The organism is Marinococcus sp. PL1-022 (assembly GCF_033845285.1).
GTDB lineage: Bacteria > Bacillota > Bacilli > Bacillales > Marinococcaceae > Marinococcus.
Genome location: NZ_JAWXCX010000001.1, coordinates 1156898 through 1170367, shown reverse-complemented (window position 1 = coordinate 1170367; position 13470 = coordinate 1156898). Strand labels below are relative to the sequence as shown.

13 protein-coding genes and 1 pseudogene are annotated in these 13470 nt (G+C 52.9%); all 14 read right to left on the bottom strand.

Annotated elements, in window-relative coordinates:
• Positions 1-50: 50 nt before the first annotated feature.
• Positions 51-1295 carry an aspartate kinase gene (gene dapG, locus SIC45_RS05945; RefSeq protein ID WP_298784421.1) on the bottom strand — a complete coding sequence of 415 codons (1245 nt, stop codon included), beginning with the start codon at positions 1293-1295 and terminating at the stop codon, positions 51-53.
• Between the two features lie 20 nt (positions 1296-1315).
• Positions 1316-2362 carry an aspartate-semialdehyde dehydrogenase gene (gene asd / locus SIC45_RS05940; RefSeq protein WP_319631397.1) on the bottom strand — a complete coding sequence of 349 codons (1047 nt, stop codon included), beginning with the start codon at positions 2360-2362 and terminating at the stop codon, positions 1316-1318.
• A gap of 98 nt (positions 2363-2460) precedes the next feature.
• The gene (locus SIC45_RS05935; protein ID WP_319631396.1) at positions 2461-3738 is read right to left on the bottom strand and encodes a pitrilysin family protein; all 1278 of its coding nucleotides are present in this window, start codon (positions 3736-3738) and stop codon (positions 2461-2463) included.
• 85 nt (positions 3739-3823) lie between these two features.
• Complete coding sequence (locus SIC45_RS05930) at positions 3824-5926, bottom strand: polyribonucleotide nucleotidyltransferase (protein ID WP_319631395.1); 2103 nt, start codon at positions 5924-5926, stop codon at positions 3824-3826.
• A gap of 258 nt (positions 5927-6184) precedes the next feature.
• On the bottom strand, positions 6185-6454 hold the full coding sequence (gene rpsO / locus SIC45_RS05925; RefSeq protein ID WP_298784413.1) for a 30S ribosomal protein S15: 270 nt from the start codon (positions 6452-6454) through the stop codon (positions 6185-6187).
• A 136-nt stretch (positions 6455-6590) separates the two neighbouring features.
• Positions 6591-7547: a bifunctional riboflavin kinase/FAD synthetase gene (locus tag SIC45_RS05920; protein WP_319631394.1), complete on the bottom strand. Its 957-nt coding sequence runs from the start codon at positions 7545-7547 to the stop codon at positions 6591-6593.
• A 35-nt stretch (positions 7548-7582) separates the two neighbouring features.
• The gene (gene truB / locus SIC45_RS05915) at positions 7583-8485 is read right to left on the bottom strand and encodes a tRNA pseudouridine(55) synthase TruB (protein ID WP_319631393.1); all 903 of its coding nucleotides are present in this window, start codon (positions 8483-8485) and stop codon (positions 7583-7585) included.
• A 101-nt stretch (positions 8486-8586) separates the two neighbouring features.
• Entirely contained in the window at positions 8587-8937 is a 351-nt protein-coding gene (rbfA, locus tag SIC45_RS05910; protein ID WP_022792811.1) for a 30S ribosome-binding factor RbfA, read from the bottom strand.
• 11 nt (positions 8938-8948) lie between these two features.
• A complete protein-coding gene (locus SIC45_RS05905) occupies positions 8949-9224 on the bottom strand; it encodes a DUF503 domain-containing protein (protein ID WP_298784408.1) in 276 nt (91 codons plus the stop codon).
• Positions 9221-10978, bottom strand: a pseudogene (infB, locus tag SIC45_RS05900) (translation initiation factor IF-2); the annotation flags it as partial. The pseudogene infB and the gene SIC45_RS05905, both read right to left, overlap by 4 nt.
• A 180-nt stretch (positions 10979-11158) precedes the next feature.
• On the bottom strand, positions 11159-11470 hold the full coding sequence (locus SIC45_RS05895) for a L7Ae/L30e/S12e/Gadd45 family ribosomal protein (RefSeq protein WP_413645503.1): 312 nt from the start codon (positions 11468-11470) through the stop codon (positions 11159-11161).
• The gene (rnpM, locus tag SIC45_RS05890) at positions 11460-11735 is read right to left on the bottom strand and encodes an RNase P modulator RnpM (protein WP_298784402.1); all 276 of its coding nucleotides are present in this window, start codon (positions 11733-11735) and stop codon (positions 11460-11462) included. The genes SIC45_RS05895 and rnpM overlap by 11 nt, the downstream gene beginning before the upstream one ends.
• Positions 11736-11753: 18 nt before the next feature.
• The gene (nusA, locus tag SIC45_RS05885) at positions 11754-12869 is read right to left on the bottom strand and encodes a transcription termination factor NusA (protein ID WP_298784400.1); all 1116 of its coding nucleotides are present in this window, start codon (positions 12867-12869) and stop codon (positions 11754-11756) included.
• Between the two features lie 40 nt (positions 12870-12909).
• Complete coding sequence (gene rimP / locus SIC45_RS05880; protein ID WP_022792805.1) at positions 12910-13380, bottom strand: ribosome maturation factor RimP; 471 nt, start codon at positions 13378-13380, stop codon at positions 12910-12912.
• Positions 13381-13470 lie beyond the last annotated feature (90 nt).

Below are 13470 nucleotides of genomic sequence, written 5' to 3'. Positions count from 1 at the left end.
CTCTCATCTGCAGGGAATCGGTGCGAATCGTGATGAGCCTCTGCAGCTTACTAGGAAACAGATGGGGGACGTACACCGGCACGTCCGAGATCAAATACGCGGTGAAGGGCGGAGACAGCTTTGTCTGTATCCTGTTCACGAACAAGTGCCCAGATGGTCGTATGCGAATCCGCCGATTGTAAAATCGGCACCCCGGCTTCTGACAGCGCGGTAACAATTTTAGAAGCAACACCCGGGACACCGGTCATACCGGCGCCAACAACGCTGACTTTGGCGCAGTGAGGCACCGCCGAAATGCTCCAGCCGTCTTCTTCAAGGGCGTCGACCGCTATTTTTGCATGCGGGTCCGGGACGGTGAATACGGCGCTTTCAAGCCCGATGTTAATAAAGTCCACACTCAATCCGAGATTTTCCATCCGCTGAAACACGCGGGCATGCATATCCCCGGCCTGCTTTGCATCCGCCAAGACGCTGATCTGAGTAAGCGACGGAATGTGGGCGATGCCCGTGATCAGGCGTTCGGCCACCTCGCGGCCCGGAGCCCCTCCGAGCATGGACGTAATCAGCGTGCCCGGCTCTTTAGTCGACGTCGAACGGATACGGATCGGCACCTTGCCCTGCATCGCAATTTCAACCGCCCGGGGGTGGATAACCTTCGCCCCCTGGTACGCCATATTGCAGATTTCCTGATAGGTGACGGTGGAAAGCAGTCGCGCATCTTCCACCACGCGGGGATCTGCCGTCATCATGCCTTCGACGTCGGTGAAAATATCCACCCACTCCGCCTTCAGGGCCGTGCCGAGCGCAGTTGCCGACGTGTCGCTGCCGCCGCGCCCGAGCGTTGTAATCATCCCGTCCTCACTGACGCCCTGAAAACCTGTAACGACAACAGCGTCGTGGGTGGCAAGCAGTTCTTCCACTTTTTCCGTGCGCATATCAATGATTTTGGCGTTGCCGTGATTGCTGTCGGTAATAAACCCGGCCTGTGCTCCGTTTAAGGCAGCCGCCTTCAGCTGCTTCGAGCGCAGAAGCTCCGTAAACACCACAGCGGATATGGTTTCGCCGCACGATACCAGCAGGTCGCGTTCGGCTCCGCCCTCTCCCGGAGCGCTTTCATCAATGAGGCTGAGAAGGGTGTCGGTGGCGTAGGGGTCCCCGCTCCGGCCCATGGCGGAAACGACGACCACCACCTTATAGCCCTCACGCACCGCGTCTTCGATATGGCCGGCGGCCTGCTCACGCAGTTCCTTCGTTTTTACAGACGTGCCGCCAAATTTTTGAACGATTATATTCATCGGTTTGGCTCCCTCACAGGTTATTTGATCAGATTAAGGCGGATCAGGCTTTCGGCAATCTGTACCGAGTTATATGCAGCACCTTTTAGAAGATTATCCGATACGACCCAGAAATGATACGCATTTTCGCGGTCAAGATCGCGGCGGATACGGCCGACAAATACATCCGGCAGGCCGACGCTGTTAACAGCCATCGGATACACCTGGTTGGACGGGTCGTCCTGAAGGGTGATGCCGTCGCCCTCGGACAGCGTCTGCTGCAGCTCTTTGACATCGGGATTGCCGGTCTCTGTTTCAATATACACTGACTCCGAATGGCCTGTGGCAACCGGGAGACGCACGCACGTTGCCGCTACCGGGAGATCGTCCATATGGAGAATTTTTTTCGTTTCATTGATCATTTTCATTTCTTCGAACGTATAGCCGTTATCCTGGAATTTATCGATCTGCGGGATTGCATTGAAGGCGATCTGGTAGTGCTTTTTGTCGCCGCTTACCGGCATAAGATTAGCTTCTGCTTCTTCACCGTTCAGTACTGCCGTCGACTGGGTGTTCATTTCATCCACCGCTTCAAGTCCGGCACCAGATACTGCCTGATACGTGGAAACAATTACTTTTTTCAGTCCGTATTTCTGCCGGATCGGCTCGAGGGCCACCGCCATCTGAATTGTCGAGCAGTTCGGATTGGCGATAATGCCGTTGTGTTTGTGCAGATCTTCTTCATTTACTTCCGGCACGACAAGCGGGGTGTCGGGATCCATACGGTAGGCGCTTGTATTGTCCACGACAATCGCCCCCCGTTTAACCGCTTCCGGAGCCAGCGCTTTGGATATGGAGCCCCCGGCGGAAAACAAGGCAATCTGAACACCTTCAAACGATTCCGGCTTTGCTTCCTCCAGCGTGTATTCCTGGCCCTTGAACGTCATTTTTTTACCGGCGGAGCGGCTTGAAGATAATAATTTCAGCTCTCCGACGGGAAAATTTTTATCTTCCAGGGTTTTCAGCATCTGCTGGCCGACGGCGCCGGTTGCGCCGACGACCGCTACTTTATATGTTTCGTTGGACATGTTTATTCTCCCTTTCTGGTTCATCCATTTCACATTTATTAAAACAAACTTTGCTTTATTTTACCACACTTGTCAGCGCTGAAAAGGACAATTCTGGCTTATTCTTCAATGCTCACGCTGAAATTGGAGCTGTTTTTCTTTAATAGCTCCGGCACATGGCCGTTTGGCTGGATGAGCGATGCACTCGGCGGCGTCTGCATCATCACAAGCCCCCGTTCCACGACGTGGTCGAGCTGTACACTGCCGAGCCTGTCCAGGGTTTCATCAATGCCGGGGTGCCGGCCGAACAGCATTTCGTTTCTTGCGTTCCGGGCCATGCGGGCCGCTGACGATTCCAGTCCGAGCACAAAAGCCGATTTCAGCTGTGACCGGTGATTTTCGATCTCCACTTCTTTGATATTTCCAGCAGATAAACGTTCAAACAGCCCATCGATGGTCTCAAGCAGCTCCTCGACCCGCTCCGGCGCCGCTGCGCTGTAAATCGTATGAAAGCCAGTACGTTCAAAGGCTTCAAATGAAGAAAAAATAGAATAAGCCAGGCCCCGATCCTCCCGGACTTCCTGAAACAGGCGGCTGCTCATGGAACCGCCGAGCAGGTTATTCCAGAGCACTTCCGCAAAATAATGGTCATGAAAGCGGGACACACCCGGGAAGCCCAGGCACAGGTGGGCCTGTTCGGTTTCCCTGTGCTTCACTTCTCTTCCCGGAACGAACACGGCCCGCTCCTCCCGGTTTTCCGCCCGGCGCCCGTGGCCCCAGCCGGCAAATAAACGCTCAAGGCAGGCAAGCAGCTCTTCGCTCACATGACCGGCAGCCGAAATAACAATTCGCTCCGGCGTATAATGGTCATGAAAAAAATCGAGCAGACGCTCCCGGGTTATTTCGCGGAGCACCCCCCTCGTGCCGAGAATCGGACGGGCCAGCGGATGGCTGCCGTAGGAGGCCTGCCAGAGCATATCGTGAATGATGTCGTCCGGCGTATCCTCCACCATGCTGATTTCCTCCAGAATCACATTACGTTCTTTTTCCACGTCCTCCCGGTCAAAGCGGGAATGAAAGAACATATCGGCAAACACTTCGGCCGTCTGTTGTGCGTGTTCATCGAGCACGGTCGCCTGGAGGCAGGTGGTATCCTTCGCCGTAAATGCTTCCATTTCTCCGCCAATACGGTCAAAATAGCCGGCAATGTCTGCCGCGCTTCGTTTGAAGGTGCCTTTAAACAGCATATGTTCAATAAAATGAGCCATTCCGTTTTCATCTGCCTTCTCCTGTCTCGAGCCTGCATCTATCCACAGGCCGAGCGAGACCGAGCGCACGTGCGGAATCTGCTCTGAGACCAGCCTTACTCCGTTTGAAAGATATTTCGTTTCCACCATATGCCTGGACCTCCTTTGTTTATTCTATCTCTATTTATAAAAAAAAGGACCTGGAAATCCAAGTCCCTGCTGATCTATAGCTGGATTACTGAGAAGAAGTGTCGGAGCTTTCTTTGGCAAGCAACGCTTTTCTCGACAGGTTAATCCGTCCCTGATTGTCTATTTCTGTTACCTTGACCATGATTTCGTCCCCGATGGAGACCACGTCTTCCACTTTGTTTACGCGCTCGTGGTTCAGCTGGGAAATATGGACAAGGCCTTCTTTTCCTTTAAACAGCTCCACGAAGGCGCCAAATTTCTCGACGCGTTTGACCTTTCCTAAATACGTCTCGCCCGGCTCCACTTCACGAATTAAATCTTCAATAATTTTTTTCGCTTCCTCGTTCTTATCCTGTTCGGTCGAGGAAATAAAGACAGTGCCGTCCTGCTCGATATCAATTTTCACACCGGTATCTTCAATAATCTGATTGATCGTTTTCCCGCTCGGGCCGATCACATCACGGATTTTATCCGGCTTGATATGCATGGACATGATTTTCGGGGCGTACGGGGAAAGCTCGCCGCGTGTCTCGCTGATCGTAGCGAGCATGTTTTCGAGTACCTTCATGCGTGCCACCTTTGCCCGTTTGAGAGCAAATTCGAGCACTTCGCGGTCAATACCCGCCAGCTTAATGTCCATTTGCAGCGCCGTTACGCCGTCTGCCGTTCCGGCTACTTTAAAGTCCATGTCGCCAAGGGCGTCTTCCATGCCCTGAATGTCGGTTAATACAGCCAGGTCATCGCCTTCTTTTACAAGCCCCATCGCAATGCCGGCCACCGGTGACTTGATCGGCACACCGGCGTCCATCATGGCAAGCGTGCTCGCGCAGATGCTTGCCTGGGAGGTGGAGCCGTTGGATTCAAGCACTTCAGATACCAGGCGGATCGTATACGGGAACTCCTCTTCGGATGGAACGACCTTTTCCAGGGCGCGTTCGCCGAGAGCGCCGTGCCCGATTTCGCGCCGGCCCGGCCCGCGGATCGGACCGGTTTCCCCGACACTGAAGTTCGGGAAGTTATAGTGATGCAAAAACCGCTTCGACGTTTCGGTGCCGAGGCCGTCGATGATCTGAACCTCTCCAAGAGCGCCGAGCGTACAGATGCTGAGCGCCTGCGTCTGGCCGCGGGTAAACAAACCGGAGCCGTGCGTGCGCGGCAGAATGTCCACCTCGGATGTCAGCTGGCGGATGTCGTCCGGCCCGCGTCCGTCCGGACGGATATGCTCCTCGGTGATCAGGCGGCGGAACTCTGCCTTGACAAGTTTTTCAAAGATGTCCTTTACCTCGCTATGCTGCTCTTCTTCTTCATATGGCTCGGAGATCTGCGTTTTCAGCTCCTGAATAGCCACGTCGCGCTCTTTTTTATCGTTGACCATTACCGCTTCTTTTACGGAGTCCTGGAACTCGCTTCTGATCGTTTCCTCGAGGTCTTTGTCCGTCTGGGACAGCTGTACTTCCATTTTCTCCCGGCCAAGCTCACTGATAATACCTTCCTGGAATTCCACCAGGCGCTTGATTTCTTCGTGGCCGAACATAATGCCTTCAAGCATTGTTTCCTCCGGCACTTCGTCCGCTCCGGCTTCCACCATGTTGATGGCGTCTTTCGTGCCGGCAACCGTCAGTTCAATGTCGCTTCTCGCCGCTTCGGATTCCGACGGATTGACGACAAATTCGCCGTCGACCCGTCCAATAACGGCACCTGAAACCGGGCCGTAAAACGGAATATCCGACAGGGAGAGAGCAAGCGAGGAGCCGACCATGGCCGCAATTTCCGGAGAAGCGGACTGGTCCACGCTCATCACCATGTTGATTACCTGCACATCGTTACGGAAGCCGTCCGGGAAAAGCGGGCGGATCGGCCGGTCAATCAGACGACTCGTTAAAACCGCCGTTTCGCTCGGGCGTCCTTCGCGCTTAATAAAGCCGCCGGGAATTTTCCCTGCCGCATACAGCCGCTCTTCGTAATTTACCGTAAGCGGGAAGAACGGAAGATCCTTTGGTTCCTTTGAAGCCGTCACGGTGGAAAGCACGACGGTGTCTCCGTAGCGGATCATGACCGCTCCGTTGGCCTGTTTTGCTATGTGGCCTGTTTCGACGGTCAGCGTCTGCCCCGCCCATTCAATTGAGTAGGTTTTCTTTTCTTGTTCCAAATTTCAGGACCTCCTATACGTTTTTTCACGTATACGCCTGCCTATCCGGGTATAAATGCTCCATCCCGCCGGTACTTCCTGCTGGCTGGAAACCCTTTCGTGCGCACAAGCTTAGCGCGGAAGTCCCGCTGCTTACGCGCTAAGCTTGTGAGATGTGCGTAAGGGGTCAATTCATACCGCACAGCCGCATACGTTATGCACATAATTGTTTTTAGGTAAGAGAAAAAGCGGGAGATACCTCCCGCTTCCCAGTACTTCTTAACGGCGCAAGCCGAGTTTATTAATGATGTCGCGGTAACGCGTGATATCCTGATTACGAACGTACGTTAACAGGTTACGGCGCTTACCAACCATTTTCAAAAGCCCGCGGCGGGAATGGTGGTCCTTTTTATGCTCACGCAGGTGTCCGTTCAACGAAACGATCTGCTCCGTTAAAATAGCGATCTGTACTTCCGGGGAACCGGTGTCGCCTTCATGTGTTTTGTACTCTTCGATCAACTCTGATTTACGCTCTGGTGTTAAAGCCATTCAGTCGACCTCCTTTTGTTATTTTGTTTCAACTATTTCCTCGCAAGCCGCAGGAGGCGCGTGCAAGCCAAGAAGTAGTTTCCATACATCAACCATCTTACCTTTTGAAGAGGAAAAACGCAAGGAAAAACAGGTTTTAATCCCTGATTTCCTGCTGGAGCACCTGCTCGGCGGAGCGTTTGTCCTCATGCAGCTGGGAAACAAGTGCATCGAGAGAAGGAAATTTCACTTCCCCGCGCAGTCGGTCCCGCCACTCAATCCGGACCGTTTTACCGTAAATATCTCCATTGAACTCAAACAGATGAACTTCAATTTCCGGCGGGCCGTCCCGTTCGTCGTGAAATGTCGGCTTGTAGCCAATATTGCACATCCCGCGGTACCAGCGGCCATCGATCAGTGCGCGCACGGCGTACACGCCGTCGTTTGGAAGCAGGTACGGCTCTTCGGACTGGATGTTGGCCGTTGGAAAACCGATCGTCCGTCCGCGTTTCTCCCCTTCGACGACAGTACCTTCGAATGTATACCAGCGTCCGAGCAGACGGGCGGCTTTGACCATTTCCCCCTCCTCCACCATCCGGCGGATCCAGGTGGAACTCACCTTCTCTCCGTCTTCGGTATACGGGGATACCGTGGAAAATGTAAAGGCGTCCCTTGAATGATACGGGAGCGTCTCCATCGTACCGCGCCCGAATTTCCCGTACGAAAAATCAAATCCGGCCACCGCGTGCTTTACGCCGAGATCAATGATATAAGCATCCACAAAAGCCTGAGGGTCGAGGGACGCAAAATCCTGGTCAAACCGCACAATGTACAGCTTTTCCACTCCGAGTGATTCGAGAATACGCTGTTTTTCCTCCAACGGGGTCAAATAGAACATATCCTCTTCCGTCTGTTTTGAGAGTACCACCTTCGGGTGCGGATGGAAGGTCATAACAGCGAGCGGCAGCCCCCTGTCTTCTGCTGTCTGCCGGGCCTTTTCAATCACTTCGGCGTGGCCGCGATGCACCCCGTCGAAGTACCCCAGCGCCATCACTTTCGGTTCTGAGAGCGAGGCCGTTAACGTATGTGGATGTACAAAATGATGAACTTCCATTATTTTCACCTGCCGATATTCTTTCATTCACGCTATCAAAGAAGCATTGTTTTTGGTTTGAAAATGCCGGGCTTATCCGGATGCGCCGTATATACGGCCAGCGGCTTTCCGCTCTCTGCCTTTACTGCCATCGTCTGCTCCCGGAACCATTCTGCCGGCAGCACGCGCCCGTGACTGATCTGCTCTGCTGTTTTCTCCGACACTGTGATGGCCGGAAGGTGAGCCACGGCCCAGTCTACCGGGTACGCGGCGTCTGCGAGACGGTCTTTGGCAAGCAGGGCTTCGAGTTCCTTCCACGTGGAGCTGTGCTCCGGCCCAAACCCGCCGGACGCCGTCCGGACGAGCTGCTGCAGGTGCGCCGGATAACCGAGCTTTTCCCCGGCGTCGACGGCCAGGGTGCGCACGTAGGTTCCTTTGCTGCAGCTCACATGCACCTTAAAGGAAAATTCTCCGTCCTGCGGAGCCACGTCCATCTCAAGCAGCCGGAAATCATAAATACGGGCTTCCCGCACAGGACGCTCGACCTCTATGCCCTCCCGGGCATATTCGTACAGCTTGCGCCCCCGTACTTTGACGGCTGAATACATGGGCGGCACCTGGGTTACCGTTCCGGTCAGCGCTTCAAGCGCTGCTTCGATGCTGTGCCTTGCCGGAGCCTTTTTTACCTGAAGGGTCGCCACCGTTTCCCCGTCAGCGTCTTCAGTCGTTGTCGTTTTCCCAAGAGTGATGATTCCTTCATACGCTTTTGGGGCTTCGTGCAGGTAATCCACCGCCTTGGTGGCTTTTCCGACACAAAGCGGGAGCACACCGGTCACTGACGGATCAAGCGTACCGGAATGACCGATTTTTTTTGTTTTGAGCAGCCGGCGTGCACGCACTACACAATCATGGGAGGTAACCCCTGCTTCTTTCCACAAAGGAATGATTCCATCAATCATAGGGCTGTTTCGCTCACTTCCGTTTCAGAATTCAATGTACATAGGAAAAGCTGTTTCAAAGTCAGCAACAGCTTTTCCAACTTTAAAACAGCTTCCTTCTTCTACTTCTCCCGCTCATTTAAATCGCGCAGAAGCGATTCAATGCGGTTGCCGTATTCGATCGATTCATCGAAGGAAAAGAAGATTTCCGGTGTTTTGCGAAGCTGGATTCGTTTTCCGATTTCACTGCGGATGAATCCCCGGGCTTTTTCGAGGCCCTGAAACGCTTCCTCTTTGTCTTTTTCTTCTCCGAGAACCGTTATAAAAATCGTTGCCTGCTGCAGATCTCCGGTCACCTCTACGTCGGTTACCGTTACAAACTGCACCCGCGGATCTTTGATTCCGCGCGCAAAAATATCCGATACTTCTTTTTTAATCTGCTCTCCTACACGCTGAGCACGTATATTAGCCATCACTGTTCCTCCTATAACCATTCATAGTGTACGGAGGTTATTTCCCATTCCGTATAACTTTCAATCATATGAATGGCACGCTGCAGCTCTTTTTCTGCCCCGGCCTTTTCATTATGCACAGTGACAATCGACAGAGCTGCCCGCTGCCAAAGCTCCTGATAATCCGTTTCCGCCACGGAGAGGTTGCGGTGCTTCAGCTTTGTTTTTACGCTCTGAAGCACCGCCCGCTTCTGCTTTAAGTGACTCGCTTCATAAAGCATGCACTCTACATGGACGACGCCGATCATGTGCGTTTAACTTCCTCCATGATATACGGCTCCATAATGTCGCCTTCTTTAAGGTCGTTAAAGTTCTCAAGGGTTACACCGCACTCGTAGCCGGAGGCAACTTCCTTGGCATCGTCTTTATAACGCTTCAGATCCTTGATGCCGCCGTCGAAAATTACCACGCCGTCACGTACGACACGGACTTTGGAGTCCCGGGTGATTTTGCCTTCGAGCACATAGCTTCCGGCAATCGTACCAACGCGGGAGACTTTAAACAGCTGACGCACTTCAACCTGTCCGAGCACGCGCTCTTCATAGATTGGGTCGAGCATGCCTTTCATGGCTGTTTCAATTTCTTCAATCGCATTGTAGATAACCTGGTGGAGACGAAGATCCACATTTTCCGCATCGGCCGTACGCTTGGCGTTTACGTCCGGACGGACATTAAAGCCGATAATGATCGCGTTGGAGGCCGAAGCGAGGATGACGTCTGATTCTGCAATTGCGCCGGCACCGGCGTGTACAATATTGATTTTGCAGCCTTCTACTTCTATTTTTTCAAGCGATCCGCGAAGCGCTTCGACCGAGCCCTGAACGTCCGCTTTCACAATCACGTTGATTTCTTTCATGTCGTTTTCCTGGATCTGGCTGAACAGATCATCAAGGTTGATTTTCGAGGTTTGGGCGCGCTCGGCGTCCTTTGCCCGGCTCTTACGCGCATCGGCAATCTGGCGTGCTTTTTTCTCTTCTTCAAAGACAACAAACGGATCGCCTGCCTGCGGCACATCGTTCAGGCCGATAATTTCCACCGGCTTGGATGGTCCCGCGCTTTTCACCTGGCGGCCAAGATCATCGACCATTGCCCGGATCCGGCCAAAGGCGTTGCCAACTACAATCGGCTCACCGACATGCAGCGTGCCGTTTTGAACGAGCAGAGTGGCAACCGGGCCGCGTCCTTTATCAAGCTCCGCTTCTACGACGCTGCCGCGTGCCCGTTTGTCCGGGTTCGCTTTAAAGTCTTCTACTTCAGCGACAAGCAGAATCATTTCGAGCAGTTCATCAATGCCTTCCCCGTGAATCGCAGAAAGGTTTACAAAGATCGTTTCCCCGCCGTATGCTTCCGGCACTAACTGAAATTCCATCAGCTCCTGCATGACCCGGTCCGGGTTCGCGCCTTCCTTGTCCATTTTGTTTACCGCGACAATGATTGGCACCTCGGCCGCCTTGGCGTGGTTGATGGCTTCTCTTGTCTGCGGCATGACACCGTCGTCAGCCGCCACAACCAGAACCGTAATATCGGTGACTTCAGCACCGCGCGCACGCATCGTCGTAAACGCTGCGTGTCCAGGCGTATCAAGGAAGGTAATCAGCTTGTTGTTTTCTTCCACCTGATAGGCGCCGATATGCTGGGTAATGCCGCCGGCTTCCCCGGAGGTCACCTTTGTATGGCGGATGGAGTCTAGAAGCGTCGTTTTCCCGTGGTCGACGTGGCCCATAATTGTTACTACCGGCGGGCGTTCCTGCAGCTTTGCAGGATCGTCCTGCTCGACATAGTTATCAATATCGAGTTCATCCACCACTTCTTCCTGCTCCACCGCTACGCCGTAATCCGTCGCGATCAGTTCAATGGTTTCTGCCTCGAGCGTTTCGTTGATGGTCGCCATCACTCCGAGATTCATTAATTTTTTAATGATTTCAGAGCTTTCCTTATTCAGCTTTTCTGCCAGTTCCCCGACGGAAAGACTGCCGGCAAATGTGATCTTTTCCGGTGTGGCCTGCTGTTCTTTGCGGCCGCCTCCCGGGCGTTTCTGGGTGGTCTTTTTCTTGCTTGGGCCTCTGTTTCCCTGGGTGTTTCTTGTTTTATTGCTTCTCACTTTACTCATAGTGACATCACATTCCTTCCAAAGATATCGTTCCTGAATATTGTTCGTTTTTCGTCCATCTACACGTCCTTCTTAATTTATTTCTTCATCTATCAATTTTGTCAGCTTTTTGGCAAAGCCGCGTTCTGTGACGGATAAAATGGTTCTTGATTCTTTTCCGATCGCCTCACCGAGACCTGCTTTCGTGCCGGCAACCCGAAAAGGACATGAATAAAAACTTGTTTTATCCTTGAACTTTTTAATCGTATTGGCAGAGGCATCCCCAGCAACGATGACCAGCTGTGCTTTTTTGGTCTGCACGGTTTTAAGAACGGTATCATCGCCGCTTTTCAGCTCTCCTGCCCGCGCGGCAAGGCCGAGAAAGGATAATGCTTTATCGTTCATGACTCGCGCCTCTGCGCTCTTCGAGGAGACGGTCATAGTCTTCGGCCGCTACTTTTACTTTTAAATGGCGGCTCAGCGAATCCTTGGCTTTCGCCTGTAAAAACACATCATCACTGTCTGTTAAATACGCACCCCGGCCGTTCTTCTTACCGGAGCGGTCGACAAACACGGTGTTATCCGGGTCCCGAACGACTCGCACCAATTCTTTCTTGGGCTTTTCTTCTCCAGTAATAATGCATTTTCTCATGGGAATTTTTTTAACCATAGCCGTTCACCCTCATTTTTACAAATCTTCTGTATCTAAATCAATGCTTGTGCTTGTCACCGGAATTTCTTCTGCATCCTCCGGCGAAAAGATTCCGAGCTCTTCAGCTTCAGTTTCACTTTTAATGTCGATCTTCCAGCCGGTGAGCTTGGCGGCCAGGCGGGCGTTCTGTCCGCGCTTGCCGATAGCAAGGGAAAGCTGGTAGTCCGGTACCACGACAAGCGTGCTTTTTTCCTCTTCGTTCACCTGAACATCGAGGGCTTTTGCCGGGCTCAATGAGTTGGCGACGTACTCCACCGGATTATCCGACCACTGCACGATGTCGATTTTTTCGCCCTTCAGCTCTTTCACGATCGTCTGCACGCGCTGGCCGTTCGGACCGACGCAGGAGCCGACCGGGTCCACTTCCGGATCGTCCGCAAACACTGAGATTTTCGAGCGGTCGCCCGCTTCCCGTGCCACTGAAATAATTTCCACCGTGCCGTCATAAATCTCCGGCACCTCAAGCTCAAACAGCCGCTTCAAAAGACCCGGGTGCGTACGGGAAATAACAATCTGCGGTCCCTTGGTCGTTTTTTCCACTTTGGTGATGTACGCTTTCAGGCGGTCATTATGGTTGTACGTTTCATTTTGCATCTGCTCGCTCTGCGGCAGCAGCGCTTCTACTTTCCCGAGGTCCACGTAGATAAAGCGGTGGTCCTGACGCTGCACGATGCCGGTCATAATATCCTCTTCGCGGTCGATAAAATCGGAATAGATGATGCCGCGCTCGGCTTCGCGCACGCGCTGGGTCACAACCTGCTTCGCCGTCTGGGCAGCGATGCGCCCGAAGTTTTTCGGGGTCACTTCCATTTCCACGACGTCGTCCAGCTCGTACGACGGGCTGATCGCCTGCGCTTCCTCCTGAGAGATTTCAAGCCGCGGATCGAATACCTCTTCGACCACTTCTTTGCGGGCAAATACGTGAATCGATCCGGTATCACGGTTGACGTCCACCCGGACATTCTGCGCCTGGTTGAAGTTTCGCTTGTAGGCGGAAATCAACGCGGCTTCGATGGCTTCGAGCACTATTTCCTTATCGATTCCCTTGTCATTTTCCAGTACGTCCAATGCTTCCATAAAGTCTGCATTCATGGAATTCAGATCCTCCTTTTTCTCGATGCCCGCCGCACCGTTAAAAAATGATGGCGAGCCTTGCTTTAGCTACTTTGCTGTACGGTATATGCACCGTGCGTTCCCTCTGCTTCTGTTTGGTGGTAATCAAAAGCTCACCGTCTTTGAAGTCACTCAGCTTTCCTTCGAACGCTTTTTCTCCTTCAACGGGTTCATACGTGGTCACGTACACGTTTTTTCCGACTGAACGGCGGATATCCGCTTCGTTATTCAGCGGCCGTTCCGCGCCCGGCGAAGAAACCTCCAGATAATAAGCCTCCTGGACAGGGTCCATCTCGTCGAGCTGTTCGCTCAGCCGTTCGCTCACCCGTCCACAGTCTTCAAGATGCACACCGGAGGGGCTGTCCACAAATACCCGAAGGTACCAGTTTTTTCCTTCTTTTTTATATTCCGTATCCACAAGTTCCAGGTCCAGTTCTTCAGCAATCGGCCGCGCCAGACGTGCTGCGATGTCTTTAATACTTTCTTTCATTACGTACCTCCCTGCTGCTTTGTCATCATCTTCATTTCTTCCAATGATAGTATATAGTTTATTTTATGCAGAAAGCTTCAACCATAAATG

Excerpts from the sequence above, each read along its gene's own strand:
- dapG (WP_298784421.1), bottom strand. The coding sequence starts at position 1,295 with ATGAATATAATCGTTCAAAAATTTGGCGGCACGTCTGTAAAAACGAAG.
- asd (WP_319631397.1), bottom strand. The coding sequence starts at position 2,362 with ATGTCCAACGAAACATATAAAGTAGCGGTCGTCGGCGCAACCGGCGCC.
- SIC45_RS05935 (WP_319631396.1), bottom strand. The coding sequence starts at position 3,738 with ATGGTGGAAACGAAATATCTTTCAAACGGAGTAAGGCTGGTCTCAGAG.
- rpsO (WP_298784413.1), bottom strand. The coding sequence starts at position 6,454 with ATGGCTTTAACACCAGAGCGTAAATCAGAGTTGATCGAAGAGTACAAA.
- SIC45_RS05920 (WP_319631394.1), bottom strand. The coding sequence starts at position 7,547 with ATGGAAGTTCATCATTTTGTACATCCACATACGTTAACGGCCTCGCTC.
- truB (WP_319631393.1), bottom strand. The coding sequence starts at position 8,485 with ATGATTGATGGAATCATTCCTTTGTGGAAAGAAGCAGGGGTTACCTCC.
- rbfA (WP_022792811.1), bottom strand. The coding sequence starts at position 8,937 with ATGGCTAATATACGTGCTCAGCGTGTAGGAGAGCAGATTAAAAAAGAA.
- SIC45_RS05905 (WP_298784408.1), bottom strand. The coding sequence starts at position 9,224 with ATGATCGGCGTCGTCCATGTAGAGTGCATGCTTTATGAAGCGAGTCAC.
- SIC45_RS05895 (WP_413645503.1), bottom strand. The coding sequence starts at position 11,470 with ATGAACGATAAAGCATTATCCTTTCTCGGCCTTGCCGCGCGGGCAGGA.
- rnpM (WP_298784402.1), bottom strand. The coding sequence starts at position 11,735 with ATGGTTAAAAAAATTCCCATGAGAAAATGCATTATTACTGGAGAAGAA.
- nusA (WP_298784400.1), bottom strand. The coding sequence starts at position 12,869 with ATGAATGCAGACTTTATGGAAGCATTGGACGTACTGGAAAATGACAAG.
- rimP (WP_022792805.1), bottom strand. The coding sequence starts at position 13,380 with ATGAAAGAAAGTATTAAAGACATCGCAGCACGTCTGGCGCGGCCGATT.